This is a genomic window from Streptomyces sp. NBC_01525 (assembly GCF_045040405.1).
Taxonomy (GTDB): domain Bacteria; phylum Actinomycetota; class Actinomycetes; order Streptomycetales; family Streptomycetaceae; genus Streptomyces; species Streptomyces benahoarensis.
Genome location: NZ_CP109397.1, coordinates 1,978,034 through 2,003,914, shown reverse-complemented (window position 1 = coordinate 2,003,914; position 25,881 = coordinate 1,978,034). Strand labels below are relative to the sequence as shown.

The window sequence follows — 25,881 nt, the reverse complement described above, 5'->3', positions numbered from 1 at the left end:
ATAGCTGTGAGCGAAATGACAGTTACCGACTCATGAATTACTTTGTCAACTGTCAGTGGCTGACATTAATGTCTGAGTATGAGTTCCCAGACCCCGGTTGCCCAGAGCGCGCCGGAACTTCCCGTACCGGAGCCCCGTAAGGGGTTGCGCGGCCATCCGTGGCTGACTCTCTTCTCCGTCGCGATCGGCGTCATGATGGTCGCCCTCGACGGCACGATCGTGGCCATCGCCAACCCGGCCATCAAGCAGGACCTGAACGCCTCGCTGGCCGACGTGCAGTGGATCACCAACGGCTACATGCTCGCGCTGGCCATCGCGCTGATCACCGCCGGAAAGCTCGGTGACCGCTTCGGCCACCGTCAGACGTTCCTGATAGGCATCGTTGGTTTCGCCGCCGCCTCCGGGGCCATCGGCTTCTCCAAGGAAGTCACCTTCGTCGTCGTCTTCCGCGTGCTCCAGGGACTGTTCGGCGCGCTGCTGATGCCCGCGGCGCTCGGTCTGCTGCGCGCGACCTTCCCCGCCGAGAAGCTCAACATGGCGATCGGCATCTGGGGCATGGTCATCGGCGCCTCCACCGCCGGTGGCCCGATCGTCGGCGGTCTCCTCGTCGAGCACGTCAGCTGGCAGTCGGTGTTCTTCATCAACGTCCCCGTGGGCGTGCTGGCCCTCGTCCTGGGCCTGGTGATCCTCAAGGACCACCGCGCGGCCAACGCCCCGCGTTCCTTCGACATCCCCGGCATCGTGCTGCTGTCCGGCGCGATGTTCTGCCTCATCTGGCCGCTGATCAAGGCGTCCGCGTGGGGCTGGGGCTCGATGCAGACCTGGGGCTTCCTGATCGGCTCGGTGGTGCTCTTCGCGCTCTTCGCACTCCTGGAGACGAAGGTGCGCGAGCCGCTCATCCCGCTGCGGATGTTCCGCTCCGTGCCGCTCACCGCGGGCACGGTCCTGATGGTCCTGATGGCCTTCGCGTTCATGGGCGGCCTGTTCTTCGTGACGTTCTACCTCCAGAACGTTCACGGCATGAGCCCCGTCGACAGCGGTCTGCACCTCCTGCCGCTCACCGGCATGATGATCGTCGGCTCGCCGCTGGCCGGTGCCCTGATCACCAAGTTCGGCCCGCGTATCCCGCTGGTCGGCGGCATGGTCCTGACCGCCGTCGCGATGTACGGCATGTCCGGTCTGGACACGGAGACCGGCACGGTCCTGATGTCGATCTGGTTCGCCCTGCTCGGTCTGGGCCTCGCCCCGGTCATGGTCGGCGCCACCGAGGTCATCGTCGGCAACGCCCCGCTGGAGCTGTCCGGCGTGGCAGGCGGTCTCCAGCAGGCCGCGATGCAGGTCGGCGGCAGCCTCGGTACGGCTGTCCTGGGCGCGGTGATGGCGTCCCGCGTGGAGAACGACCTGCCGGGCAATTGGAAGGACGCGGGGCTGCCCGCGGTTGACCCGAAGCAGCTGTCGCAGGCGTCCGACGCGGTCTCGGCGGGCTTCGCGCCGGTGCCGCCGAACACCCCGCCGGTGATCGGCCAGAAGATCGTCGCCGTCGCCCATGACACCTTCATCTCCGGCATGGGCCTCGCCTTCGCCGTGGCCTGCGGTGTCGCGGTCGTCGCCGCCGTGGTCGCGCTGTTCACCAAGCGCGGCGAGAACGCGGAGGCGGGCGCGGGCGTCGGCCACATCTGAGCCACCGCATTCCCGACGGCGCGCGGTCGGACCGGTCAACTCCGGTCCGCCCGCGCGCCGTTGCGCTGCCCGGGCCCACGGTTGCCCCTCGCCGGCCCTCGCGCCGCTCCCGTGCGGGGCGGCCCCGTAGCTACGGGGCCGCCCCACGCATTTCCCCCTGCCTTACGCGTCAACTCCCTGCCGTACGCGCCACTTCGAGCCCCAACCGTCGACGCCTTGCCGCGTCCGGCCCCCGCCTCCGCCCCGTTTCGCTCCTTCGGGTGAGTCCCGCACGGGAACTCGCCGCGGCGCCTCCCGCACGGTCTGCGCGCGGGCCCCTTGGTACAGGCGGGAGGAACGGTTTCCGCGGCCCCGCACGGCCGCTGTCGGCGCGTCAACCCGGCGCCGCGAAGCCTGGCCCCGAGCCCTACGCTCCGTCCACATCGCCCCACCGGGTGGTGCTGTCGCCAGGGCCTTGGCAGCCGCCCCGGCCGACGCCGAAGCTCGGCAGTGAACCGCCGCGGGCAACCGGCCTGCGGCGGACCCATCGCCGTATACACGGGGGAGATTCCTTATGCGTACGTACCGCAGCACCGCGCTCGTCACCGGCCTCACCGCGCTGGCCGCCACCCTCGCCGCACCCACCGTCCTCACCGCACCGGCCGCCCACGCGGCGCCCGGCGGGAAGAGCGCCACCTCCGGCGACTGCTCCAACGGCCAGCTCTGCGTCTGGCCCGGGGCGGAGTTCGGCGGCAAGCGCCAGACCTTCGAACTGGCCGACACCGACATCGACAGCTGTATCCCGCTGCCCAAGGGCACCACGGCCGCCTCGCTCGCCAACCGCACCGGCCGCCCGGTCACCACGTACCAGAGCGCCGAATGCGCCGAGACCGGCGAGTTCGACACCTACCCGGGCGGCGGCAGCTGGGTGCCCAGCTCGCCGTACCGCTTCCGGGCCGTGAAGATCTGGGAGCACTGACCGGCCGATGACCCGCGCATCGGACACGGCCGTGCCCGGAAACGCACCGCGCCCCCGACCGGCGGACCGGTCGGGGGCGCGGCAGGGGCCGTGCGGCGGATCAGGCGTCGCCGCCCGCCTCCCCGGCGTCGGCGGCCGTGACGTCCAGCAGCTCGTAGCGGTCGATGGCCTGCTTCAGCAGCGAGCGGTCGACCTTGCCCTCCTTCGCCAGCTCGGTCAGCACACCGAGCACGATCGACTGCGCGTCGATGTGGAAGAAGCGGCGGGCGGCGCCACGGGTGTCCGCGAAGCCGAAGCCGTCGGCGCCCAGCGACTGGTACGCACCGGGCACCCAGCGCGCGATCTGGTCCGGCACCGAACGCATCCAGTCCGACACCGCGACCTTCGGGCCGGGCGCGTCCGCCAGCTTGCGGGTGACGTACGGGACCTGCTGCTCCTCCTCGGGGTGGAGCAGGTTGTGGCGCTCGACGTCCACGGCCTCGCGGCGCAGCTCGTTCCAGGAGGTCGCCGACCAGACGTCCGCCTTGACGTTCCACTCGTCCGCGAGGATCCGCTGGGCCTCCTCGGCCCACGGCACCGCGACACCCGAGGCGAGGATCTGGGCCGCGTGCTCGCCCTTCTCCCCGGCCTTGATCCGGTGCAGACCCTTGAGGATGCCCTCGACGTCCACATCGGCGGGCTCGGCCGGGTGCTGGATCGGCTCGTTGTAGACGGTCAGGTAGTAGAAGACGTCCTCGGAGTTCTCGCCGTACATCCGGCGCAGACCGTCCTTGACGATGTGCGCGATCTCGTAGCCGTACGCCGGGTCGTAGGCGACACACGCCGGGTTGGTCGAGGCCAGCAGCTGGGAGTGGCCGTCGGCGTGCTGCAGGCCCTCGCCGGTCAGCGTCGTACGGCCGGCGGTCGCGCCGAGCACGAAACCGCGCGCCAGCTGGTCGGCCATCTGCCAGAACTGGTCGCCGGTCCGCTGGAAACCGAACATCGAGTAGAAGACGTAGACCGGGATCAGCGGCTCGCCATGGGTGGCGTAGGCGGAGCCCGCGGCGATCAGCGAGGCGGTGCAACCGGCCTCGGTGATGCCGTCGTGCAGCATCTGGCCGGTCGGCGACTCCTTGTAGGCCAGCAGCAGCTCGCGGTCGACCGACTCGTAGATCTGGCCCAGCGGGTTGTAGATCTTCGCCGACGGGAAGAACGCGTCCATGCCGAAGGTGCGGTACTCGTCGGGCGCGATCGGCACGAAGCGCTTGCCGATCTCCTTGTCCCGCATGAGGTCCTTCAGCACCCGGACGAACGCCATGGTCGTGGCGATCTTCTGGTGGCCGGAGCCCTTCTTGGCACCGGCGTACGCCTTGTCGTCCGGCAGCGGCAGCGGCTTGGCGCGCACGACACGGGTCGGCACATAGCCGCCCAGCGCCGTGCGGCGGTCGTGCATGTACTGGATCTCTTCGGAGTCGCGGCCCGGGTGGTAGTACGGCGGCAGGCCGTCCTCCAGGTCCTTGTCCGGGATCGGCAGCCGCAGCCGGTCGCGGAAGCCCTTGAGGTCCTCGACCGTCAGCTTCTTCATCTGGTGGGTCGCGTTGCGGCCCTCGAAGTTCGGGCCGAGCGTCCAGCCCTTGACGGTCTGCGCGAGGATCACCGTCGGCTGGCCCTTGTGGGCCTTGGCCGCCGCGTACGCCGCGTAGATCTTCTTGTGGTCGTGACCGCCGCGTCCCAGGTGCAGGATCTGGTCGTCGGTCATGTTCTCGACCATGGCGCGCAGCCGGTGGTCGCCGCCGAAGAAGTGGTCACGGATGTACGCGCCGGTCTCGGTGGCGTACGTCTGGAACTGACCGTCGGGCGTGGTGTTGAGCTTGTTGACCAGGACGCCGTCGCGGTCCTGCGCCAGCAGCGGATCCCAGCTGCGGTCCCAGACCAGCTTGATGACGTTCCACCCGGCGCCGCGGAACTGCGACTCCAGCTCCTGCATGATCTTGCCGTTACCGCGGACCGGGCCGTCCAGGCGCTGCAGGTTGCAGTTGACGACGAAGGTGAGGTTGTCCAGCCCCTCGCGCGCGGCGATGGAGAGCTGGCCCAGCGACTCCGGCTCGTCCATCTCGCCGTCGCCCAGGAAGGCCCAGACGTGACTGTCGGAGGTGTCGGCGATGCCGCGCGCCTCCATGTAGCGGTTCATCCGCGCCTGGTAGATCGCGCCGAGCGGGCCCAGGCCCATCGAGACGGTCGGGAACTCCCAGAAGTCCGGCATCAGCCGCGGGTGCGGGTAGCTCGACAGACCGTTGGGGGCCTTGGACTTCTCCTGGCGGAACGCGTCCAGCTGCGCGTTGGAGAGCCGGTCCAGCAGATACGCGCGGGCGTACACGCCGGGGGAGGCGTGGCCCTGGAAGAAGATCTGGTCGCCGCCCTTGCCGTCGTCCTTGCCCCGGAAGAAGTGGTTGAAGCCCACGTCGTACAGGGAGGCGGAGGAGGCGAACGTGGCGATGTGACCGCCGACGCCGATACCGGGGCGCTGCGCCCGGGAGACCATGACGGCCGCGTTCCACCGGGTCGCGTTCAGGACCTTGCGCTCGATCTCCTCGTTGCCGGGGAAGAACGGCTCGTCCTTGGTGGCGATGGTGTTGACGTAGTCCGTGCTGCGCATCTCGGGCACGGCCACGCGCTTCTCGCGGGCACGCTCGATCAGTCGAAGCATGAGGTAGCGAGCTCGTTCCCGGCCTCGCTCATCGACGGCTGCGTCGAGCGAGTCGAGCCATTCCTGGGTCTCTTCGGGATCGAAGTCCGGGACCTGGCTGGGAAGGCCGCCAATGATGATCGGGTTTCGATCGGATCCGGAAGCCACGCTGTTCCTTCGTGTTCGGGTCATGTCGTGCTCTGCACGCGATAGCTGCTGCGCACGCGGTCGGATGGTGTCTCTCTGTGGTGCCTGTCGATGGTCGCGCCGCCTTCCATCGTGTACCGAGGCATCGCGATACGTCATCTCTACCGAGGGGTAACCCCAGGCCGGGAGCCGATGGCGGCGCGGGCCGCGGTGACAGGTCGGCCAAATCGCAACCATACGCCCATGTCGACAGAGGGTGACGTACTGAGGTACGGAATCCGCATGGGTGTCCGAGAGGCGGGTAGAACACCTAGGAGGGATCGCCGCGACTGTCCACACCGCAAACCCGGCAGATCGTCGTGAGGTGCATCACTTCGGCCCGTCCGGACGGGGTCGCAGTTGCGGCGAGACGCCGCCAATCGTCACCGTTTAGGCGGTCTCCGCGGCCGGGTACTTGCGCGATCCGTCCCGCCCGTGTGGACTACGCCCAATGCTCCGCGCACGCGCGGGGCGTTTCAGAGCATTTCCGAAACACGACAGGAGGCAATCCGTGAGCGCGACCGCGGACCACGCGGAGGAGCGGACCAACCATGCCGCCAGGCTGGGGTTCGAGCCCGGACAGGTGGTCCAGGAGATCGGCTTCGACGACGACGTCGAGCAAGAGCTCCGCGAAGGTATTGAGGCCGTTATCGGCCAGGACCTCGTCGACGAGGACTACGACGACGTGGCAGACGCCGTCGTGCTGTGGTTCCGGGACGACGACGGTGACCTCACGGACGCGCTGGTGGATGCCATCAGCCTGATCGACGAGGGCGCCCCTGTGTGGCTGATGACGCCCAAGACCGGGCGCGAGGGCTACATCGAGCCGAGCGACATCAATGAGGCCGCGCAGACCGCGGGTCTGTCCCAGACCAAGAGCATCAACGCGGGCAAGGACTGGTCGGGCAGCCGGCTGGTCACGCCGAAGTCCGGCAAGCGCTGAGCGGCCTTTTCCGCCAGCCGCACCCGAGCCCCCTCCGGATCCGTCCGGAGGGGGCTCGGTGCCGTCCGGGGACGGCCTCCGGCGCGCGCGGGCGGGCGCGTAGGGTTGGGCCGATACCCGTTTGAACGTGAGCGAAGGGATGCACCCCATGGCGATCGAGGTCGGCACGAAGGCTCCGGATTTCGAGCTGAAGAACCAGCACGGCGAGCTGGTCACGCTCTCCCAGTTCCGGGGTGAGAAGGCCGTCGTTCTCCTCTTCTACCCCTTCGCCTTCACCGGCGTCTGCACGGGCGAGCTGTGCGCGCTCCGCGACGAGCTGCCCAAGTTCGTCAACGACGACGTGCAGCTGCTGGCCGTCTCCAACGACTCCCCGTTCTCGCTGCGCGTCTTCGCCGAGCAGGAGGGCCTTGAGTACCCGATGCTGTCGGACTTCTGGCCGCACGGTGAGGCGTCGCGCGCGTACGGCGTCTTCGATGAGGAGAAGGGCTGCGCGGTGCGCGGCACCTTCGTCATCGACAAGGAGGGCGTGGTCCGCTGGTCGGTGGTCAACGGTCTGCCCGACGCCCGCGACCTGAACGAGTACGTCAAGGCGCTCGACGCCCTCTGAGCGACGCCGTGGGTGGCGCCGGTTCCCGCCGCAGCCGACATTCACCGGTGATATCTGCGATCGGCGGGAACCGGTCACTAGGATCGATTCGTTGATCCGATGCCATGCACGATGGGGGCGCAAAAAATCTTGACGTACCCCTCGAATCTATGGGAGGACTCGTGGGAGTCAGCCTCAGCAAGGGCGGCAACGTCTCGCTGACGAAGGAAGCCCCCAATCTGACCGCCGTGCTCGTCGGTCTGGGCTGGGACGCGCGTACCACCACCGGTACGGACTTCGACCTGGACGCCAGCGCTCTGCTGACGAACGACCAGGGCAAGGTGGCCGGCGACCAGAACTTCGTGTTCTTCAACAATCTGAAGAGCCCCGACGGTTCGGTCGAGCACACCGGCGACAACACCACCGGTGAGGGCGAGGGCGACGACGAGGCCATCAAGGTCAATCTCGCCGGTGTCCCCGCCGATGTCGCGAAGATCGTCTTCCCGGTGTCGATCTACGACGCCGAGACCCGCCAGCAGAGCTTCGGCCAGGTCCGCAACGCGTACATCCGCGTCGTCAACCAGGCCGACGGCAACGAGCTGGCGCGCTACGACCTGAGCGAGGACGCCTCGACCGAGACCGCCATGGTCTTCGGCGAGCTGTACCGCAACGGCGCGGAGTGGAAGTTCCGCGCCATCGGCCAGGGGTACGCCTCGGGGCTGCGCGGCATCGCGCAGGACTTCGGCGTCAACGTCTGACCGCTCGCGGGCCCGCGCCCCGAGGCGCAACGCCCGCGGCACCGCTCGACCACGTGCGGCGCCGTACGCCCGCAAGGGGGTGCGGCGCCGCACGCGCGCACAGAGGGGCGGCGGCCCAGGGTGCGCCGCGGCCTGTCACGACACCGGGGAGGATCCGAACACCATGAGCGTCACACTCGCCAAGGGAGGCAATGTCTCCCTGTCCAAGGCCGCGCCGGACCTCACGCAGATCATGGTCGGTCTCGGCTGGGACGCACGGTCCACCACAGGGGCCCCTTTCGACCTCGACGCCAGCGCGCTGCTCTGCGCCGGGGGCCGGGTGCTGGGCGACGAGTACTTCGTCTTCTACAACAACCTCAAGAGCCCGGAAGGCTCCGTCGAACACACGGGCGACAATCTCACCGGTGAGGGCGAGGGCGACGATGAATCGATCCTGGTCGACCTCACCCGCGTGCCCGACCGGGTCGACAAGATCGTCTTTCCCGTGTCGATCCATGAGGCGGATCTGCGCGGCCAGAGCTTCGGTCAGGTCAGCAACGCCTTCATCCGCATCGTGAATCAGGCCGACGGCAGCGAACTCGCGCGGTACGACCTGAGCGAGGACGCCTCCGCCGAAACGGCGATGATCTTCGGTGAGGTGTACCGCTACCACGGCGAATGGAAGTTCCGGGCCGTGGGGCAGGGGTACGCGTCGGGTCTGCGGGGCATCGCTCTAGACTTCGGGGTCAACGTTTCGTAAAAAGGCGCCACGCCGTGTGCGCGGGGGCCCGTAGAGCTAGGGAATGGGTAGGCAGTGCTCCTGAAAACCTTTGGCTGGTCGTTCGCCGTCACGGTGGTCGGCCTCGCCGTGGCCGGCGTGCTCTGGGGGTGGCAGGGGCTCGCGATCGTCGGGATCCTGTCGATCCTGGAGATTTCGCTCTCGTTCGACAATGCGGTCATCAACGCGGGCATCCTGCGCAAGATGAACGCCTTCTGGCAGAAGATCTTTCTGACCCTCGGCATTCTGGTCGCGGTCTTCGGCATGCGGCTGGTGTTCCCGGTCGTCATCGTGGCGATCACGGCGAAACTCGGGCCGATCGAGGCGGTCAAGCTCGCCATCAACGACAAGGCCCATTACCAGGAGCTGGTCACCGCCGCGCATCCGGCCATCGCGGCCTTCGGCGGCATTTTCCTGCTGATGATCTTCCTCGAATTCCTTTTCGAGGAGCGCGACCACAAGTGGCTGGCCTGGATCGAGAAGCCGATGGCTCGCCTCGGCAAGCTCGACACCCTCTCCGTGATCGTCGCGCTGGCGGCGCTGCTGGTGACCGCCATGACGGTCGCCACGAACGTTGCGCACGGCGGCGGTGACAAGACCGCCACGGTCCTGCTCGCCGGTGTCGGCGGTCTGATCACCTACCTCGTCGTCGGCGGTATCTCCGGGTACTTCGAGGACAAGCTGGAGGATGACGAGGAGGACGAGGACGAGGCCGCCGCGGCGCCCGCGAAGAAGGGCACCGGCGCCGCCGTGGGCCTGGCCGGTAAGGCCGCGTTCTTCATGTTCCTCTACCTGGAGGTCATCGACGCGTCGTTCTCCTTCGACGGCGTGATCGGCGCGTTCGCCATCACCAACGACATCTTCGCGATGGCGCTGGGTCTGGGCATCGGCGCGATGTACATCAGGTCGCTGACGGTCTTCCTGGTCCGCAAGGGCACCCTCGACGACTACGTCTACCTGGAGCACGGCGCGCACTACGCGATCGGCGCGCTCGCCGTCATCCTGCTCGCCACCATCAGGTACGAGATCAGCGAGGTCATCACCGGTCTCATCGGTGTCGTGCTGATCGGGCTGTCCTTCTGGTCCTCGGTGGTCAAGAACCGCCGGGAGGCCGGGCCCGGCGACGGCGCCGAGGCGAAGGCCGAAGTATCCTCCGGCGTGTGACGCCGGCCTGATTGAGGAACGCTCTCAGCGGGGCGGCCACGGGGTGCGGACCTCGGGCCGCCCCGTTGTCATCGGGCCGAGCAGTGGGGTGGGCAAGTGTCGTTCCTCGGGAACTTCTGGCGCGGCGGTGCGCCGGCGTTCGACAACGGCGGCGGGTCGTACGTCGTCGAGCTGACGAAGCGGAAACCGACGGTCTCGCTCAGCAAACAGGGCGCGGACCACGGCCATATGCGGGTCAATCTGCACTGGCAGATGCGGACCACGGATCTGGGTGACCGGAGCGGGCGGAGCCTGCGCTCCCTGCTGCGGCACCCGAGCCGGATGTTCACGCCCGAGGTGGTGCAGTCGCAGGGCCCGGCGGTCGTCCAGATCGACCTCGACCTGGCCTGCATGTACGAGCTGAAGGACGGCACCAAGGGCGTGGTGCAGCCGCTCGGCGACTTCCTCGGCGACCTCAACACCGCGCCGTATGTACAGCTCAGCGGCGACGACCGGTTCGGTTCGCCGTCCGGCGAGACGCTGTACATCAACATGGACCAGCGCGATGAGATCAAGCGGCTGCTGATCTTCGTCTACATCTACGACGGCACGCCCGCCTTCGACCGTACGCACGCGGTGGTGACGCTCTACCCGACCACCGGGCCGCGGGTGCAGATCCGGCTCGACGAGCGGGCGCCGCAGGCCCGGTCCTGCGCGATCTTCACGCTGGAGAACAGCAAGGGCGAGCTGACGGTGCGCCGCGAGGTGAAGTACGTCTACGGCTTCCAGGCGGAGCTGGACCGGCTCTACGGCTGGGGACTCCAGTGGGGCCGGGGCTACAAGTCGAAGACGTGAGCCCGGGGCCACGCCCGGCCGGTCGCCGCGCCGGGCCCGCCCGCCGTCCGCCGCGCCCCGGGGCGCGCCTCCGTAGTGGGGCCCGCCCCGGGGTGCGGCACTCTCAGCGCCGTTGGAACTGCGGGCCCTGGGGTGGCAGGACGAAGGCGGGCTCCGGCGCGGCCGGTTGCTGCGGGTAGCCGTACGCCGGGGGCTGCTGCGGGTAGCCGTACGCGGGCTGCGGCTGGTACGGCGGTGGGCCCGGCTGGTGCGGCGGGCCGGGGTAGCCGTAGGCGGGCTGGGCCGGGGGCTGGGCGGGCGGCGGGGGGACGTGCTGCGGGTAGCCGTAGCCGCCGGTCGCCGGGGAGCCCTGCGGCGGGGCGAGGGGGAAGGCGTCGGGCAGCTGGCCCGTCGCCGGGTCCGGGACGTGCTGGGTCGCGGCGTCCGGGTCGGACGCGGGGTGACCGCCGCCCGCCGCGGCGACCGGCGGGGCGGCCGCTTCCTGGGGCCATGCGGACGGCGGCGGGACCACCGGGCCGTCGGCGCCGCCCCTCACCGGGGGGCCGTCCGGGAGCGGCGGGGCGGTGGGGTGCGGGGCCGGTGCGGCGGACGGGCCGGACGGCTCGGGGGTGTGGCCCTCGCCGTCCTCCTCGACCGAGATCCCGAACTCCGTGGCCAGGCCGAGCAGTCCGCTGTCGTACCCCTGGCCCAGCGCGCGGAACTTCCAGCTACCGGCGCGCCGGTAGAGCTCACCGCAGATCAGGGCCGTCTCGTTGCCGGTGTCGGGCACGATGTCGAAGAGCAGCAGCGGTTCGCCGTCGCCGCCCGCCGCGTCGTACAGCAGGACCCGCAGGTCCGGCACGTTCCCGAACGTTCCGCCGTCGGCGGAGGCGGTGAGGAGGATGCGGTCGACGGAGGCGTCGAGTGTGGTGAGGTCGGCCTCCAGGGTGTCGGTCAGGCTCTCGCCGACCGGGGCCTTGGCCAGGTGGCGGACGCCGCAGCCGGGGTGCTGCGGCTGGTTGTAGAAGACGAAATCCTCGTCGGAGCGCACGCGTCCGCCGGGCCCGACCAGCAGCGCCGAGGCGTCGACGTCGGGGACGTCCGCGCCGGGTGTCCACCGCAGGACGGCGCGTACGGCCGTGGTGTCCACGGGTACGTTCGACCCTTTCAGCATGGCGTGCGTCATAGCGCAATCCTGCCTTCCCCGAGGCCGGGCGGACAACGCGGGGCACCGGCCGGTGGGCGCGCGGGGCGGGCGTACCGGGGCGATTTCCCGCCCGAGGGAACTTTCCGTCACCCCCCGCACGTACGATTATCGGCTGGATCCAGAGGTCAAGACGCAGCGGGTGTGCCCGGTTCGCGCCTGTATACGGGGAGTTGTATGCGGCATTTTGGGCATCTCGGGCCCGACATCCGGAAGAAGTTGTTCCACCGGGAGCCGGTGGAGTTCACCACAGCCTCACCCGCCCGCACCCTCGCGACCGCGCTCGGCGCCACGCTCTACAGCCCCGCCACCCGGCCACGGCTCGCCGACGACATCCGCAAGCAGACCGGGCGCGGCGTCGTGTCGATGGTCCTCTGCCTGGAGGACTCCATCAGCGACGCCGAGGTGGTGGCCGGGGAGGCCAACCTCGTCCGGCAGTTCGCGCTGCTCGACGCGGCGGCCGAAGACGGCGCCGACCTCCCCCTCCTCTTCATCCGCGTCCGCACGCCCGAGCAGATATCCGACCTCGCGCGGCGGATGGGGCCCGCGGTGCGCCGCCTCTCCGGCTTCGTGCTGCCGAAGTTCACCGCGGAGCGCGGCGCCGCTTTCCTGGAGGCCCTGCGTGCCACCGAAGCCGCCTGCGGCCGACGGCTCTTCGCGATGCCGGTCCTGGAGTCCCCGCAACTGCTCCACCTGGAGAGCCGCCGCGAAACGCTGGCCGGGATCGCCGCGACCGTCGACGACCACCGCGACCGCGTCCTCGCCCTGCGCCTCGGCGTCACCGACTTCTGCTCCGCGTACGGACTGCGCCGCGCGCCGGACATGACCGCCTACGACGTCCAGATCGTCGCCTCCGTCATCGCCGACGTGGTCAATGTGCTGGGACGGGCCGACGGCAGCGGGTTCACCGTCACCGGGCCGGTGTGGGAGTATTTCCGGCTGCATGAGCGGATGTTCAAACCGCAGCTGCGCCGCAGCCCGTTCCAGGGCCGCGCCGAGGAGCTGCGGACGGCGCTGATCGAGCACGACATGGACGGGCTGCTGCGCGAGATCGAACTCGACCGCGCCAACGGCCTGCTGGGCAAGACCTGCATCCATCCCTCGCACGTCGCGCCGGTGCACGCCCTCTCGGTCGTCAGCCACGAGGAGTTCAGCGACGCCGCCGACATCCTGCGGCCCGAGCGCGGCGACGGCGGCGTCCTCCGCTCCGCGTACACCAACAAGATGAACGAGGTGAAGCCGCATCGCGCCTGGGCCGAGCGCACCCTGCTGCGCGCCGAGGCGTTCGGGGTGGCCCGCGAGGGTGTCGGTTTCGTGGAACTGCTCACCGCGAGCGTGCCGCAGGACTGACCGCGGCGGACGGAACGGACGACGGGCGGCGCACGGCGCGACCGCCCCGCGGGCACCGCACGGCGCCCGTCGCACAGGGAATTCGACGGAGGGGAAGAAACGCGTGGTGTGGACGGGAGAATGGGTCGCTCGGCGGCTCGGGGTCTCGCTCAGCGGCGGGGACCAGCTGCCCGGGCTGCTGGGGCTGGCGCTGCGGCGCAACCCCAAACGGGCCCATCTGCTCGTCTCGCATGTGCTCGGCAAGCATGTGCCGCAGCGGCCCGGTGTGGTGCACGGCGTCGGCGTGGGGCTGGGCCGCCGGGTGCGCGCGCTGCTCGGTGACGACGAGGCGTCCCGCGCGGTGGTCCTCGGATACGCCGAGACGGCCACCGGACTCGGCCACTCCGTCGCCGACGGCCTGGGCCTCGCGCCGTATCTGCACTCCACCCGCAGGCCGGTGGAGGGCGTCGCACCCGCCGGCGGCTTCGAGGAGGAGCACTCCCACGCCACCTCCCATCTGCTGCTGCCCGAGGATCCGGCGCTGCTCGCGGGCGACGGCCCGCTGGTCCTCGTCGACGACGAGTTCTCCACCGGCCGCACGGTCCTGAACACCATCAAGGCGCTGCACGCCCGCTTCCCCCGGCAGCGGTACGTCGTCGTCGCCCTCGTCGACATGCGCTCCGAGGGCGACCGCCGTCACCTGGAGAAGTTCGCCGCCGACCTGGGCGCCCGCGTCGACCTCCTCGCGCTCGCCGCCGGTGGCGTACGGCTGCCCGCCGACGTCCTGCGGCGTGGCCAGGAGCTGGTCGCCGCCCATGACGCCCCGGAGGAGGCACCGCCCGCCGCGCCGCGGAACGCCGCCGTCCGGACCGATCTGGCCTGGCCGGACGGCCTGCCGGACGGCGGCCGCCACGGCTTCACCCCCGCCCACCGCGTCCGGCTCGACGCGGCGCTGCCCGCCATGGCCGACCGGCTCCGCGACCACCTCGGCGCCGCCCGCCGCGTCCTCGTGCTCGGCAACGAGGAGCTGATGTACGCACCGCTGCGGCTGGCCCACGCCCTCGACCAGCGGCTCGGCGCACCCGACGGCTTCGGCGCCCTGGACGCCGAGCGCGCCGCCGAGACCTGGGCCGCGGACGGCGCCGGCCACGACGACGGCCCCGCGGTGTTCTTCTCCACCACCACCCGCTCCCCGGTCCTCGCCGTCGACGACCCCGGCTACGCCCTCCGCACCCGCCTCACCTTCCCCGCCCACGACGACCCGGCCGACGGCCCCGGCCCGCGCCACGCCTACAACGTCGCACCCGGCGGCGACCCGGCCCGCCGCTTCGACGCGATCGTCGCTGTCGTCGACTCGCACGGCGACACCCCCGAACTCCACGCCCCCGGCGGTCTGCTGGACCGCCTCGCCGCCCACACCGACCGGCTGCTCCTCGCCGTCGTCCCCGCCCACACCCCGCGGCCCGCCGCGGCGGACCGCGCACCACACCGACAGGCCCCGCCCATGCCCCTCCCCGAGCCGCTGCGCGGCCCCGCGTTCTCCTCGTACGCCCCCGAGGAGGTCGGCTGGCTGCTCCAGGACCTGTCCGCGGTGACGCTGGAGGCGCCGACCGAGGAGCGCGAGGAGGCCATCCAGAGCGGCGGCGCGCACTACGCGGAATCGCTGCCCGTCGAGTACCAGCCGTCCCATCGGTACCAGGCGCTCTTCCACGCCGCGCTGGAGACGTCCGCCGCCCGCATCGCCCGCGCCGTCGGCGCCGTCACCGAGACCGTCCTCGCCGAACTCCCGCGCCGCCGCGGCCATCTCACGGGCCCGCCGCCCCGGCCGGTACTGGCCTCACTGGCCCGCGCCGGGACGCCCGTCGGCGTGCTGATGCGCCGCTGGGCGCACCACGCGCACGGCCTGGACCTGCCGCACTACGCCATCTCCATCGTCCGCGGCCGCGGCATCGACACCACCGCACTGCGCTGGCTCGCCGCCCACCACGACCCGGCCGATGTCGTCTTCGTCGACGGCTGGACGGGCAAGGGCGCCATCACCCGCGAACTCACCGCCGCACTGACGGAGTTCCCCGGCTTCGACCCGCGCATCGCGGTCCTCGCCGACCCCGGCGGCTGCGTCGGCACCTACGGCACCCGCGATGACTTCCTCGTCCCGTCCGCCTGCCTCAACTCCACCGTCTCCGGGCTGATATCCCGCACCGTCCTCCGCGACGACCTGGTGGGGCCGGACGACTTCCACGGCGCCAAGTTCTACCGCGAGCTGTCCGGCGCCGACCTCTCCGGCACCTTCCTCGACGCGGTCACCGCCCGCTTCGCCGAGGTCGCGGACGGCGTCGCCGCCGACGCCGCCCGCCTGGCCGCCGAGGACCGCCGCCCCACCTGGGAGGGATGGGCCGCCGTCGAGCGGATCAGCAAGGAGTACGGCATCGACGACATCAACCTCGTCAAGCCCGGCGTGGGAGAGACCACCCGGGTACTGCTGCGCCGGGTCCCGTGGAAGATCCTCGCCCGCCGCGGTGCCGGACCCGACCTCGACCACGTACGCCTGCTCGCCGAGGAACGCGGCGTCCCCGTCGAGGAGGTCGGCGAACTCCCCTACGCCTGCGTCGGGTTGATCCACCCCCGCTACACCCGCGGGGCGACCGGCGCCGACGGCCGGACGGTGGCCTGATGACGACCACCCTTGTCGCCAGCGACCTCGACCGCACCCTCATCTACTCGGCGGCGGCGCTGGACCTCACCGTGCCGGACGCCGAGGCACCCCGCCTGCTCTGCGTCGAGGTCTACGAAAGGCGCCCGCTCTCCTACCTGACGGAGACCGCGGCGGCGCTGCTCACCGACCTCGCCGCCCGGGCCGTCTTCGTCCCGGCCACCACCCGCACCCGCGAGCAGTACCGGCGCATCCATCTGCCCGGCCCGCCGCCGCGGTTCGCGGTCTGCGCCAACGGCGGCCATCTGCTGGTGGACGGCGTACCGGACCGCGACTGGCAGCGCACGGTCGCCGCCCGCCTCGCCGAGGGCTGCGCCCCGCTCGACGAGGTCCACGCCCATCTGGTCCGCTCCGCCGACCCCGCCTGGCTGCTCAGGGAGCGGACCGCCGAGGACCTCTTCGCGTACCTCGTCGTGGAGCGGGCGCTGCTGCCCGACGGCTGGACCGAGGAGCTGACCGCGTGGGCGGACGGCCGCGGCTGGTCCGTCTCGCTCCAGGGCCGCAAGGTCTACGCGGTGCCGAAGCCGCTGACCAAGAGCGCGGCGGTCGCGGAGGTCCGCCGCCGCACCGGCGCCACCGAGGTCCTCGCCGCGGGCGACTCCCTGCTCGACGCCGATCTCCTCCTCGCCGCCGACCGCGCCTGGCGCCCCGGCCACGGCGAACTGGCCGCCACCGACTTCCGCGCCCCGCAGGTCACCGCCCTGACCGAGCGGGGAGCCGCCGCGGGCGAACGCATCCTCCGCGCCTTCCACGAGGCGGTACGGGAGGGGGACGGGGTCCGGGGCACGCTCGCGTGACGGTACGGGGGCCCGGGAGGCCCGGCGCCTCGGGGCGGGGCCGGGCCGGATGCATCCGAGCAGGTCAACGGCAGCTACGGTAGGAGGCGAAGACCTCCGGGCGTGGTGTGTTCCTGGACAGCTCCATCACACCGGGGGTCTTCTTCCGTACCCGCGTCCGGGGGCTCGCGTCCCGGATGCCGCTACGTGGCGAACGCGGTCAGCCGCAGCAGCCGCCCCCGCAGCAGCCGCCGCCCCCGCCTCCCGAGGGTGCGGGCGCCGGGGCGGAACCGGCGACGGCGACGGTGGAGAGCAGCTTCACGGTGTCCTCGTGCCCGTCCGGACAGACGGCGGGCGCGGCGGACTCGGCCATCGGCCGGCTCAGCTCGAAGGTGGAACCACAGGGACGGCACCGGTACTCGTAACGAGGCATGGCGACAGATTAAGGGCTGTCACGCCCGCGGCCCCGCCCGGGCACCCGATGCCGCCGGGCGGGCACCCGGCGGCGGCACGTCCGGCCCGGTGATCAGGCCCCGGCCCGTCCGGTGTCCGGCCCCTCGCCCTTCCGCAGCTGCTCCAGCGCCGCCTCCCGGGCGGCCGTGGGGCCGGGGGCGGGCGTCGGCCGGTGCGCCGCCTCGGGGTGACGGGCGCGCCAGTACGGGTTGTCGTGCGACAGCCCGCCGCTGACCCGCCCGTACATGCCGAAGACCACCAGCAGCAGGCCGACCACGAAGCTGAACAGCACGTTCTGGATCTTGAACGCGAGGAAGTTCGCGCCGGTCTGCAGCAGCGCCAGGTTCACGAATCCGCTCAGCAGGAACAGCAAGCCCAGCACGATGTTGAGCGTCGACGCCAGATTGCCGCCGATGACCATGCCGCCGAACAGCACCACGCCCACGATGATCGACAGGACGCTCAGCGCGCCGTTGGTGTTCAGCTCGGCGACCATCGCGCCACCGGTGTCGAAGAAGCCGATCCTGTTGAGCAGACCGAGTATGCCGAACGCGACCAGGACCAGGCCCATCAGTCCCGCGCCGACCCGGTAGACCTTGCTGAGCCGGTGGTCGATCGGCAGATGCTCGTCGAGTCGGGTGTGGCGCAGCTTGCCCCCACGGAACAGATTCGAGGGCCCGTGCAGACCGTGCGGTCCGACCCTCGTGGTTCCGGTAGCCCCAGTCGTTGCCATCTCCGGCCTCCCTTGCGCAGAACGTGCCGCTTGGGCTGTGTTGCTTTCCAGGATCCGTCAGGGGGTCGGGTCACGCCAATGCGCCGCGGGGGCGGCGGGGTGGTCGCTCTGCGGTAGAGGGGTGGGGCGGTGGCCGGTGAGGTTGCGCGTGCCCGGCGTCCGGGGGCGGGCTCACCTGGCTCGGGGCGGAACCGGCGGCCTCGGGTGGCTCGGCCTCGGTCGGCCCGGCCGGGAAGGCAAGCGGCCCCGCCTCGCCCGGACGCCCCGGACCTGCCCGGGCCCGGCCCGGCCCACTCGGGCGGGGGCTCGCTCAGCCCCCGCCCCGCTCCTCCCGGATCTCGCGGACCACCCGCGCGGCGGTCTCGCGTACCGCCTCCGTCTCGGTCAGGAAGTGCCACCAGTCGGGGTGGCGGCCCTCCAGACCGGCGACCGCGCGATCCAGCCGGGCGACCGCGTCGTCCAACGGGCGCGCATGGCGGGGATCGGGCGTACTGCGGCCCGTCATTGCCAGCCGCTGGGCATCCCGGACCGCGAACCGCGTCCGGTCGACCTCCTTCTGCCGGTCGAAGGCGACCGCGTCGAGCCGCTGCAGACGGTCACCGGCCGCCGAGACCGCGTCGTTCGTGGTGTCCAGCAGCGCCCGGACCGTCGCCAGCAGGCTCGCCGCATCCGCCCACCGCTGGCCGTCCCGCGCCCGCTGGGCCTCGCGCAGCTTCGTCCCGGCCTGCGCCACCGACTCCGCCGCCTGCTCGGGAACGCGCTGGAGGTCCTGCCAGCACGCCGCGCTGTACCGCCGCCGCAGCTCGCTCAGCACCGGATCGACCTGCCCGGCCCGCGTCGAGATCGCCTGCGCGCGGGTACGCAGCGACACCAGGCGCTTGTCGATCTCGGCCGCCCGCTCCGGCAGCCGCTCGGCCTCCGCCCGCAGCTCCTCGGACCGGCGCAGCACCTCGTCGGCGCGCCGGATCGTCTCCTGCACGCCGTGCCGACCGGCGCCCTCGTTGAGCTTGGTCAGCTCCGGTGCGAGCGCCGCCAGCCGGGCCGCCAGCTCGTCGGCCGCCAAGCCCTTGGCGCGGACGGCGTCCAGCGCGTTGCTCGCCGCGAGCAGCGCCTGCCGGGCCCGCTCCACGGCGGGCGCCAGCCGCGCGAGCTGCGTCTCCGCCGCCGCCAGCAGCGGGCCCAGCCCCTGCCCGAAACGGTCCAGATCGGCCTTGGCGCGCTCCAGCTCCTCCCGGGCTCGCGTCAGATCGGCCCGCGCCCGCCCGGCGGCTGCGCCGTCCAGATCGTCGCGGTCCAGATCATGGGCGTCGACGGCCGTGATGTACCCCTGGCTGACCTCGTCGATCCGCCGGATGAACCCCTGGTACTCCTCGGCCGCCCGGCTCGCCCGCGGCGAGTTGTCGACCGCGGTGATCGTCTCCAGCGAGATACGCAGATCCCGCTGCGCGGTGTCCAGCTCGTAGAACGCCGCCGCGGCCGCGTCCTTCGCCGCCTGCGCCTCGGCCCGCTGACCGTCCCCACGCCCGAACCACCGCCGCGTACCGCCCCCGGCGAACGCCGCCGGAGCCACCGCGACCAGCAGCGGCAACGGCAGCAGGGCCAGCGCCACCGCCTCACGCAACGGCCCCCCGCGGGCCCGACGGCGTGCTCGCTGCTCGTACGGCTGCGTGTGTGTCGCCGTCACATCCCTCTCCCGATCGGATCGCCCCGGAACCGGCTGCCATTCTCCCACTCGGGAGAAACGAACACACCGGCCGGTAAGTTCGCGATATGCCCGCTGGCTTGCAGTTCGGCCCGTACGGCAAGGTAGTCTGTCGCCTCGACCAGGGCGCATAGCTCAGCGGTAGAGCGCTGCTCTTACAAAGCAGATGTCGGCGGTTCGAATCCGTCTGTGCCCACCGGTCGAAAGACCCCTCGCCGATTGTGGCGGGGGGTCTTTCGCGTCCAGGGATGACATCGGTTCCGGTGTGGGGCCGAAGGGGAAGGGGGCGGAATGCCGCAGGAGAGGCCGGAAGGGGCGCGGGAGAAGCGGCGGGGCGGTGCGTTCGAGGCGCTTGCCGTGGGGTCGCGCGGGCCGTGCTGCCGTACGGGCGTGACGGGCGGCGGACCTCGTTCTGGTCGTGGGATGCCCGCGGACTCTTCATCGTTCTGCTCGGCGGGCCGGGCATGGTCGGGAACGCCGTCGTGCCCGGGCTGGGGTGGGTGTGGTGGCAGCGTGCGCTCTTCGGGCTCGGTGGCGTCGCCTTTTCCGTGATCGCCGCTCTGACCTTGATCGGAGGGTGGGGGTTGCTGTCCCGGAAGGAGTGGGCCGCTGAGGTACGCCCGGAGCGGCCCGATTGGTGCCCCCCCCGTAGCGCCATGTCCTCGCGAAGGCCCTCTGCAAGAAGCATGCAGGGGGTCTTTCGCGTACGTGGGGGCCGGGCGGAGGCCGGGGATGTCGGGCGGCGGCTGCCGATGGTGCCGGTTGTCGCGGATGGGGTGGCTGTGTATCGTCAAATGCAGATGTCTTGAAGTTTCAAGTAAATCTTTCCCTGTCTCCGTCCGAAAGAGCGGCCTCCCATGACCACCCCCCTCGGTACCGTCCCGACGGCGCGCGCCGGTGCGCCGGAACACCCCGATTCGTCCCCGCACGGCTACGCCGCGGGCCTGCTCGTACTGCGGCTGGTCATCGGTCTGACGATGGCTGCGCACGGGGCGCAGAAGCTGTTCGGCTGGTTCGACGGGCCCGGACTGGACGGCACCGGCCAGTTCTTCACGATGAGCGGCTACCCGGCCGGTCACACCATGGCCGTCGTGGCCGGGCTCAGCGAGGTGCTGGGCGGGCTCGGGCTGGCCGTCGGGCTGTTCACGCCGCTGGCTGCCGCCGCCGTCGTGGGCACGATGATCAACGCGCTGGCCGTCAAATGGGGCGGCGGCTTCTTCGCGCCCAAGGGCGTCGAGTACGAACTCCTGCTGACCTTCGGGGCGGCCGCACTCGCCCTGACCGGGCCCGGGCGCTACGCCCTCGACCGCTGGGTGCCGGTCCTGCGCTCCCACCGGCTGCGGTACGGCGCACTGGCCCTGATCCTGGGCGTGGTACTCGCCGGGATCGTGCTGCTGGTGCGTAACTGACGTTGCCGCCGGTGTGGAGAGGAAGAGGAGGGTGAGTCCGGTGTCGGTGCGCAGGCTGAATCATGCGGTGCTGTACGTGCGGGACGTCACGGTGTCCGTGGCGTTCTACGGGGAGGTCCTGGGGCTCGCGCCGGTCGATGAGTTGCCCGGCCGGGCGGCGTTCCTCCGGGCGGCCGGTTCCCTGAACGATCACGACCTGGGACTGTTCGCCGTGGGGGAGGACGCACCGGGGCCCGGGACCGGGCGGGTGGGGCTGTACCACCTGGCCTGGGAGGTCGGCACGCTCAGGGAGCTGGTCGCGGCCCGGGAACTGCTGGCCGCGCGTGGCGCGCTGGTCGGGGAGAGCGATCACCTCGTATCGAAGTCGCTGTACGCCAAGGACCCGGACGGCAACGAGTTCGAGGTCATGTGGCGGGTGCCGCGCGAGGACTGGCCGGGCCCGGACGAACCGGACCGGGTGCGGCCCCTCGACCTCGCCGCCGCGCTCGCGCACTGGGGGCCGGACCGGGAGACGGGAGCGGCGGTCGGTCAGGCCACCTGAATTGCCCCTGGGCCCTCCGGGCGGCGCACGCTCAGTAGCTCAAGGACGAGAGGAAGTCGTGGAGGGCGTGGTCGAACTGCCCGACGTTCTCCAGGTTGACCATGTGTCCGGCGCCGGGTATGCGGACCCGGCGCGCGCCGGGCACTGCGAGGGTGATGGCGTGGGCATTGGCGGAGATGTCGCGGCTGTCGAGGTCGCCGTCGAGGACGAGGGTGGGGACGCGCAGCTCGGCGAGCCGCTCGGCGGTGCCGATCTCCAGGGGCATACCCGTACCCTCGGCGTGCACCTCGACATTGGCCTCGGCTGCGGCGCGCAGCCGCTCGCGCAGCCCGGGATGGACGGCCTCGGGCGCCCGGTGCGGGCCGTCCACCCATCCACGCAGGAAGTGCTCGACGTACCGCTCGACACCGTCCGGCTCGCCGATCGCGGCGGACTGCTCCCGCAGGTGGTCGAGGAGGAACGGGTCGGTGAAGGGGCGTCCGCTGATGCCCGGTGAGGCGAGCGCCAGCGCCGTGACGCGCTCGGGGTGCGCCAGCGCCGCGTCGAGGGCCACGCGGGAGCCGTGGGAGAGACCCACCAGGACGGCGCGATCCACCGCGAGCGCGTCGAGCAGTGCCCGCAGGTCGTCGTGGTGGGCGAAGTCGCCGGTGGCCGTGGAGGAGAGGCCGTGGCCCCGCAGGTCGTACCGGATCGCGCGGAGGCCGGAGTTGACGAGCCAGGTGAACTGCTCGTCCCACATCCGCTGGTCCAGCAGCGCGCCGTGCAGCAGCACCACGGCGGGGCCGGTACCGGCGGCTTCGTAGAACAGCTCGCCGTCGTCGATCGGCACCGTGCCGTTCTCGACGTCGCTCCATGCGCTGATGCCCTGGGTCATGCTCCGTCCGTCCTTCGTGAGCGGTGAGTGGTGAGCTGTGTCGTACGAGGTGGGTGGGGCGCGGTGCTGCGGGTGGTTCGCCGGGTCCCTTCGGGGCAACGTCCGAGCCGTGCGCCAGGTGCCGGAATTCCTCGGCCGGGCGGTTCAGCGCCCGCGTGGTGGTGGCGGGGCGTGCCGTCGGCCTCGAAAGCGGCACCCCGGCGCCTGGCGCTCCACCCGGCGGCCGCGCTGCCCCGGTCAGCCGTCGCCGGATGGCTGCGGCGCCACGTCGGGACTGAACGCCACGACGAGATCGGCGCGTTCCCGGGTCGCCGCCACCAGGCGGGCGTTGGCCTCGTCCGAGGTGTGGACGAAGCGCTCCGCCGCGTCGCGCGCGGTGCCGAACCGCTCGTGACGCGCGATCAGCCGTCGCACCCGTTCCACGCCGGGCAGGTCGACGTACCAGACCTCGTCCAGCAGGGCGCGGGCGCGCCCCCACGGAGGTGTGTCCAGGAGCAGGTAGTTGCCCTCGGTGATGACGAGCGGGACCTCAGGCGGTACGGGGAGGGCACCGGCCACAGGGTCCTCGATGCGACGGTCGAACTCCGGGGCGTAGACGACCGATCCGGGGACGGGGTGGCGCAGCCGCTCCAACAGGGCGGTGTAGCCGTCCGGGTCGAAGGTGTCCGGGGCGCCCTTGCGGTGGCTGAGGCCCAGGCGGCGCAGTTCGGCGGCGGCGAGGTGGAACCCGTCCATGGGGACCAGTGCCGCCTGCCCGGCCAGCCGGGCCACCAGATGGGCGGCGAGCGTCGACTTTCCGGCACCCGGCGGGCCCGCGATGCCGAGCAGGCGACGGTGCCCGGGCGTCGCGGAGGCGGCGAGCCGACGGGCGCGCGTCAGGAGATGCTGCGGATTCATGGTGGGTCCATGGTGCCCGAGGGGCGGCGCGCGTGGGGGAGCGGCCTGCGGGGGCGCCGGGCCCGCGCCCGACGGCGTCCGGAGACCGGCGCCGCGCTCGCCCCGTAGACGTCCGCCGCCGAAGGGACGCGGCGTCAGCCACCGGGGGCACGACCGCAGCTCACCGCAAGGGCCCGCTCCCCGCTCACCGCAAGGGCGTGCCCTCAGCCCTCTCCGGCACGCGCCGTCAACCGCCACAACGACGTCACCTCCGCCGCCCGCGCCGCATGCAGCGGATCGGAGGCATCGCGCGCCCGAGGATGCCGCGGGGCGATGTCATGGCGGTCGACGACGGTCAGACCGGCCGTCTCGAAGGCGGACAGCAACTCCGCGCGGGGGCGCAGGCCGAGGTGTTCTGCCAGGTCGGAGAGGATCAGCCAGCCTTCACCGTCCGGTGTCAGATGGGCCGCCAGGCCGTTCAGGAAGCCGTGGAGCATGCGGCTTCCGGGGTCGTAGACGGCGTGCTCCACCGGGGTGGCCGGTTTGGCGGGGACCCAGGGCGGGTTGCAGATCACCAGAGGGGCGCGCCCCTCGGGAAACAGATCGGCCTCGATGATCTCGACCCGGTCCGCGGCACCCAGGCGCGCGGTGTTCTCCCGGGCGCAGGCGAGCGCGCGCGGGTCCTGGTCGGTGGCGACGATCCGGCGCACGCCCCGGCGCGCGAGCACCGTGGCGAGGACGCCCGTACCGGTGCCGATGTCGAAGGCCAGCTCCAGGGAGGGCAGCGGTGCCTCCGCCACCAGGTCGACGTACTCGCCCCGGGCCGGGGAGAAGACGCCGTAGTGCGGGTGGATGCGGTCGCCGCCCAGCGCCGGGACCTCGACGCCCTTGCGGCGCCACTCGTACGCGCCGATGAGGCCGAGGAGTTCGCGCAGGGAGACGACCGAGGCGGCTCCGGGGGCCGCGGGCGCGGCGCCGGGCTCCGGGGGCGGCCCGTATGCCTGGGCGCACGCCGCGCGCACATCGGGTGCGCGGGGCAGTGGCACCGCCAGCTCCGCGTCGAGGGGGACGAGCAGCATGCCCAGGATGCGGGCGCGTTGGTTCTGGGCCGCGCGGTGCCGGTGGAACGCGAGCGCGGGATCGGCGGGCGGCGCCTTGCGCGGGCGGCGGTCGATGCGGCGGGCCAGCGCCGTCAGCATCTGCCGCGCGTTGTGGAAATCGCCGCGCCAGAGGAGCGCGGTGCCCTCGCAGACGAGCTTGTAGGCGGCGTCGGCCTTCATCCGGTCGTCCGCGATCACGACGTGCTTCGGGGGTGGCGCGCCGCTCTCGGAGCGCCATGCGGCGGTACGGGCCTCGTCGGCCTCGGTCCATGCGACGACCGGCGGTGCGTTCACCTGAATGTGCCTCGTGTGGATGGTGCGGAACCCGGCCGGACGCCGCGGGGCGGGGCTCCGCCCGGGGCGCCGGGCCGCCCTCGGCGTGCGCGGGCACAGGGGCGGAGCGGCGGGATGGTGACGGCCGACTCTACCCGGTGCCGGACGGCCGCACCGGTGCGCGCGGAGCGTCGCCCGAGGTCCCGGTCCCGGGGCGGCCGGTACGGGACCTTCGGCCCGTGCCGTACGGCAGCCACCGGGGCAGGATGAGAACAGCGGTAAAGGGGCGAAGGGCGTGGGAGGTTTTCCACCATCGCAGGGCGGGCTTTTCCGTACGTGTGGGCAACGGGGGTGGGGGCTGCCCGGGGCGCCGCGGGCGGTGCCGGGCACCGGTGCGCCGCCCGACGTTCGATGGCCCCCGCCCGTGAGAGAACCCCACAGATCCAAGGAGAGTCGCATGGAGGGCAACCTTCCGGTCATCGTCGCGGTGGACGGATCCGTCGACAGCGAGCGGGCGCTGCGCTGGGGCAGGGAGGCGGCGCGGCTACAGGCGGCGCCGCTGCACGTGGTGCACGTATGGCCGTACGCCACGGCCGAGCGGGCCGCCGCCGGGGAGGCGGGCGGTGACCCCGTCCTGGCGCGGCTGCGCGACGAATGGGAGGGGGCGGAGGGAGAGCCCGACCCGGTGTTCCGCAGCGTCGGAGGACTGCCCGACAACATGCTGCCCGCCCTGGGGGCCGAGGCCCGGATGCTGGTCCTCGGCTCGCGCGGGCGCGGCGGCTTCGCCAGCCTGCTGCTCGGCTCGAACGGCCTCGCCGCCGCCGGTCAGGCGGCCTGCCCGGTCGTCATCGTGCCCCGCCCGGACCGCGGCGGCGGACGCCGGGCCGACGGTGAACGGCTCGGGCTCGACGGGCCGCAGATCACCCTCGGCGTGGACGCGGAGGACGACCAGCCCGGTGCCATCGGCTTCGCGTTCGCCGAGGCGGGCCGCCGCGGCGCCCGTCTGAAGGTGATCTCCGGCTACACCTGGCCGCTCCTGATGCCGCCCGCCTTCGAGTACCTCGCCGCCTACGAGGCCACCCAGCAGGAGTACGAGGACGCGCTCGCCGACCAGCTGACGAAGGTGCTCGACCCCTACCGCAGGCACCACCCGGAGACCGAGGTGGAGGTGGAGCTGCGCGGCGCCGACGCGGCGGGGCTGCTGGTGGACGCCTCGCTGGAGAGCGATCTGGTGGTCGTCGCCCGCCACCGCCGCCGGTTGCCGCTCGGACGGCGGCTCGGCTCGGTGGCGCACGCGGTGCTGCTGCACGCCCTCTGCCCGATCGCCGTCGTACCCGGCCAGGCCACGGTCGCCACGGGGAAGCCGGAGGCGGACGCCGGCGCGTAAC

Annotated in this window: 22 protein-coding genes and 1 tRNA gene; 15 read left to right on the top strand and 8 right to left on the bottom strand. The window is 72.0% G+C overall.

Annotated features, from left to right (window positions below; genetic code table 11):
* The first annotated feature begins 78 nt into the window (after positions 1 to 78).
* Both OG422_RS08920 and OG422_RS08915 read left to right on the top strand, forming a co-directional pair.
* Positions 79 to 1,680: an MFS transporter gene (locus OG422_RS08920; protein ID WP_405741748.1), complete on the top strand. Its 1,602-nt coding sequence runs from the start codon at positions 79 to 81 to the stop codon at positions 1,678 to 1,680.
* A gap of 553 nt (positions 1,681 to 2,233) precedes the next feature.
* Positions 2,234 to 2,638, top strand: coding sequence for a peptidase inhibitor family I36 protein (locus tag OG422_RS08915; RefSeq protein ID WP_405741745.1), 405 nt, complete (start codon positions 2,234 to 2,236; stop codon positions 2,636 to 2,638).
* Between the two features lie 100 nt (positions 2,639 to 2,738).
* On the opposite strand, the gene aceE is transcribed toward OG422_RS08915, so the two are convergent.
* Positions 2,739 to 5,471 carry a pyruvate dehydrogenase (acetyl-transferring), homodimeric type gene (gene aceE / locus OG422_RS08910; RefSeq protein WP_143940660.1) on the bottom strand — a complete coding sequence of 911 codons (2,733 nt, stop codon included), beginning with the start codon at positions 5,469 to 5,471 and terminating at the stop codon, positions 2,739 to 2,741.
* 529 nt (positions 5,472 to 6,000) lie between these two features.
* Here aceE and OG422_RS08905 point away from each other — a divergent pair.
* The 6 genes from OG422_RS08905 to OG422_RS08880 all read left to right on the top strand — a co-directional run bounded on the left by OG422_RS08905 (position 6,001) and on the right by OG422_RS08880 (position 10,531).
* Complete coding sequence (locus OG422_RS08905; protein ID WP_143940659.1) at positions 6,001 to 6,432, top strand: DUF3052 domain-containing protein; 432 nt, start codon at positions 6,001 to 6,003, stop codon at positions 6,430 to 6,432.
* 148 nt (positions 6,433 to 6,580) lie between these two features.
* Positions 6,581 to 7,039: a peroxiredoxin gene (locus OG422_RS08900; protein ID WP_030286771.1), complete on the top strand. Its 459-nt coding sequence runs from the start codon at positions 6,581 to 6,583 to the stop codon at positions 7,037 to 7,039.
* A 161-nt stretch (positions 7,040 to 7,200) separates the two neighbouring features.
* On the top strand, positions 7,201 to 7,776 hold the full coding sequence (locus OG422_RS08895; protein ID WP_143940658.1) for a TerD family protein: 576 nt from the start codon (positions 7,201 to 7,203) through the stop codon (positions 7,774 to 7,776).
* A gap of 163 nt (positions 7,777 to 7,939) precedes the next feature.
* On the top strand, positions 7,940 to 8,515 hold the full coding sequence (locus OG422_RS08890; protein WP_405741740.1) for a TerD family protein: 576 nt from the start codon (positions 7,940 to 7,942) through the stop codon (positions 8,513 to 8,515).
* Positions 8,516 to 8,569: 54 nt separating this feature from the next.
* Complete coding sequence (locus OG422_RS08885) at positions 8,570 to 9,697, top strand: DUF475 domain-containing protein (RefSeq protein WP_405741737.1); 1,128 nt, start codon at positions 8,570 to 8,572, stop codon at positions 9,695 to 9,697.
* Between the two features lie 96 nt (positions 9,698 to 9,793).
* Positions 9,794 to 10,531, top strand: coding sequence for a Tellurium resistance (locus tag OG422_RS08880; protein WP_143940655.1), 738 nt, complete (start codon positions 9,794 to 9,796; stop codon positions 10,529 to 10,531).
* 103 nt (positions 10,532 to 10,634) lie between these two features.
* On the opposite strand, the gene OG422_RS08875 is transcribed toward OG422_RS08880, so the two are convergent.
* Positions 10,635 to 11,696, bottom strand: coding sequence for a TerD family protein (locus OG422_RS08875; protein ID WP_405741734.1), 1,062 nt, complete (start codon positions 11,694 to 11,696; stop codon positions 10,635 to 10,637).
* Positions 11,697 to 11,891: 195 nt separating this feature from the next.
* On the opposite strand from OG422_RS08875, the gene OG422_RS08870 reads away from it, so the two are divergent.
* The 3 genes from OG422_RS08870 to OG422_RS08860 all read left to right on the top strand — a co-directional run bounded on the left by OG422_RS08870 (position 11,892) and on the right by OG422_RS08860 (position 16,553).
* The gene (locus OG422_RS08870; protein WP_405741731.1) at positions 11,892 to 13,064 is read left to right on the top strand and encodes an HpcH/HpaI aldolase/citrate lyase family protein; all 1,173 of its coding nucleotides are present in this window, start codon (positions 11,892 to 11,894) and stop codon (positions 13,062 to 13,064) included.
* 103 nt (positions 13,065 to 13,167) lie between these two features.
* A complete protein-coding gene (locus tag OG422_RS08865; protein WP_405741728.1) occupies positions 13,168 to 15,717 on the top strand; it encodes a phosphoribosyltransferase in 2,550 nt (849 codons plus the stop codon).
* Positions 15,717 to 16,553 carry an HAD family hydrolase gene (locus OG422_RS08860; RefSeq protein ID WP_405741725.1) on the top strand — a complete coding sequence of 279 codons (837 nt, stop codon included), beginning with the start codon at positions 15,717 to 15,719 and terminating at the stop codon, positions 16,551 to 16,553. Before OG422_RS08865 ends, OG422_RS08860 begins: the two co-directional genes overlap by 1 nt.
* Before the next feature lie 199 nt (positions 16,554 to 16,752).
* Here OG422_RS08860 and OG422_RS08855 read toward each other — a convergent pair whose 3' ends face one another.
* The 3 genes from OG422_RS08855 to OG422_RS08845 all read right to left on the bottom strand — a co-directional run bounded on the left by OG422_RS08855 (position 16,753) and on the right by OG422_RS08845 (position 19,402).
* Positions 16,753 to 16,965, bottom strand: a complete 213-nt coding sequence (locus OG422_RS08855; protein ID WP_143944668.1) for a zinc ribbon domain-containing protein — start codon at positions 16,963 to 16,965, stop codon at positions 16,753 to 16,755.
* Positions 16,966 to 17,058: 93 nt separating this feature from the next.
* Positions 17,059 to 17,718 (bottom strand): DUF4383 domain-containing protein, encoded by a 660-nt coding sequence (locus OG422_RS08850; protein ID WP_405741722.1) that lies wholly within the window; start codon positions 17,716 to 17,718, stop codon positions 17,059 to 17,061.
* A gap of 310 nt (positions 17,719 to 18,028) precedes the next feature.
* The gene (locus OG422_RS08845; protein WP_405741719.1) at positions 18,029 to 19,402 is read right to left on the bottom strand and encodes a hypothetical protein; all 1,374 of its coding nucleotides are present in this window, start codon (positions 19,400 to 19,402) and stop codon (positions 18,029 to 18,031) included.
* 142 nt (positions 19,403 to 19,544) lie between these two features.
* On the opposite strand from OG422_RS08845, the gene OG422_RS08840 reads away from it, so the two are divergent.
* From OG422_RS08840 to OG422_RS08830, 3 genes are all read left to right on the top strand, one after another.
* A tRNA-Val gene (locus OG422_RS08840) sits at positions 19,545 to 19,616 on the top strand.
* Positions 19,617 to 20,277: 661 nt separating this feature from the next.
* Positions 20,278 to 20,829 (top strand): DoxX family protein, encoded by a 552-nt coding sequence (locus OG422_RS08835; RefSeq protein WP_405741716.1) that lies wholly within the window; start codon positions 20,278 to 20,280, stop codon positions 20,827 to 20,829.
* Between the two features lie 40 nt (positions 20,830 to 20,869).
* Positions 20,870 to 21,370, top strand: coding sequence for a VOC family protein (locus tag OG422_RS08830; RefSeq protein WP_143945140.1), 501 nt, complete (start codon positions 20,870 to 20,872; stop codon positions 21,368 to 21,370).
* A 31-nt stretch (positions 21,371 to 21,401) separates the two neighbouring features.
* Here the strand turns inward: OG422_RS08830 and OG422_RS08825 are convergent, their stop codons facing one another.
* The 3 genes from OG422_RS08825 to OG422_RS08815 form a co-directional block, all read right to left on the bottom strand.
* The gene (locus tag OG422_RS08825; RefSeq protein ID WP_405741713.1) at positions 21,402 to 22,244 is read right to left on the bottom strand and encodes an alpha/beta fold hydrolase; all 843 of its coding nucleotides are present in this window, start codon (positions 22,242 to 22,244) and stop codon (positions 21,402 to 21,404) included.
* 237 nt (positions 22,245 to 22,481) lie between these two features.
* Complete coding sequence (locus tag OG422_RS08820) at positions 22,482 to 23,141, bottom strand: nucleoside/nucleotide kinase family protein (protein WP_405741710.1); 660 nt, start codon at positions 23,139 to 23,141, stop codon at positions 22,482 to 22,484.
* A gap of 203 nt (positions 23,142 to 23,344) precedes the next feature.
* Complete coding sequence (locus OG422_RS08815; RefSeq protein ID WP_405741707.1) at positions 23,345 to 24,514, bottom strand: methyltransferase; 1,170 nt, start codon at positions 24,512 to 24,514, stop codon at positions 23,345 to 23,347.
* Positions 24,515 to 24,950: 436 nt separating this feature from the next.
* Here OG422_RS08815 and OG422_RS08810 point away from each other — a divergent pair, with 436 nt between their 5' ends.
* Entirely contained in the window at positions 24,951 to 25,880 is a 930-nt protein-coding gene (locus OG422_RS08810) for a universal stress protein (protein WP_405741704.1), read from the top strand.
* Position 25,881: the final 1 nt, after the last annotated feature.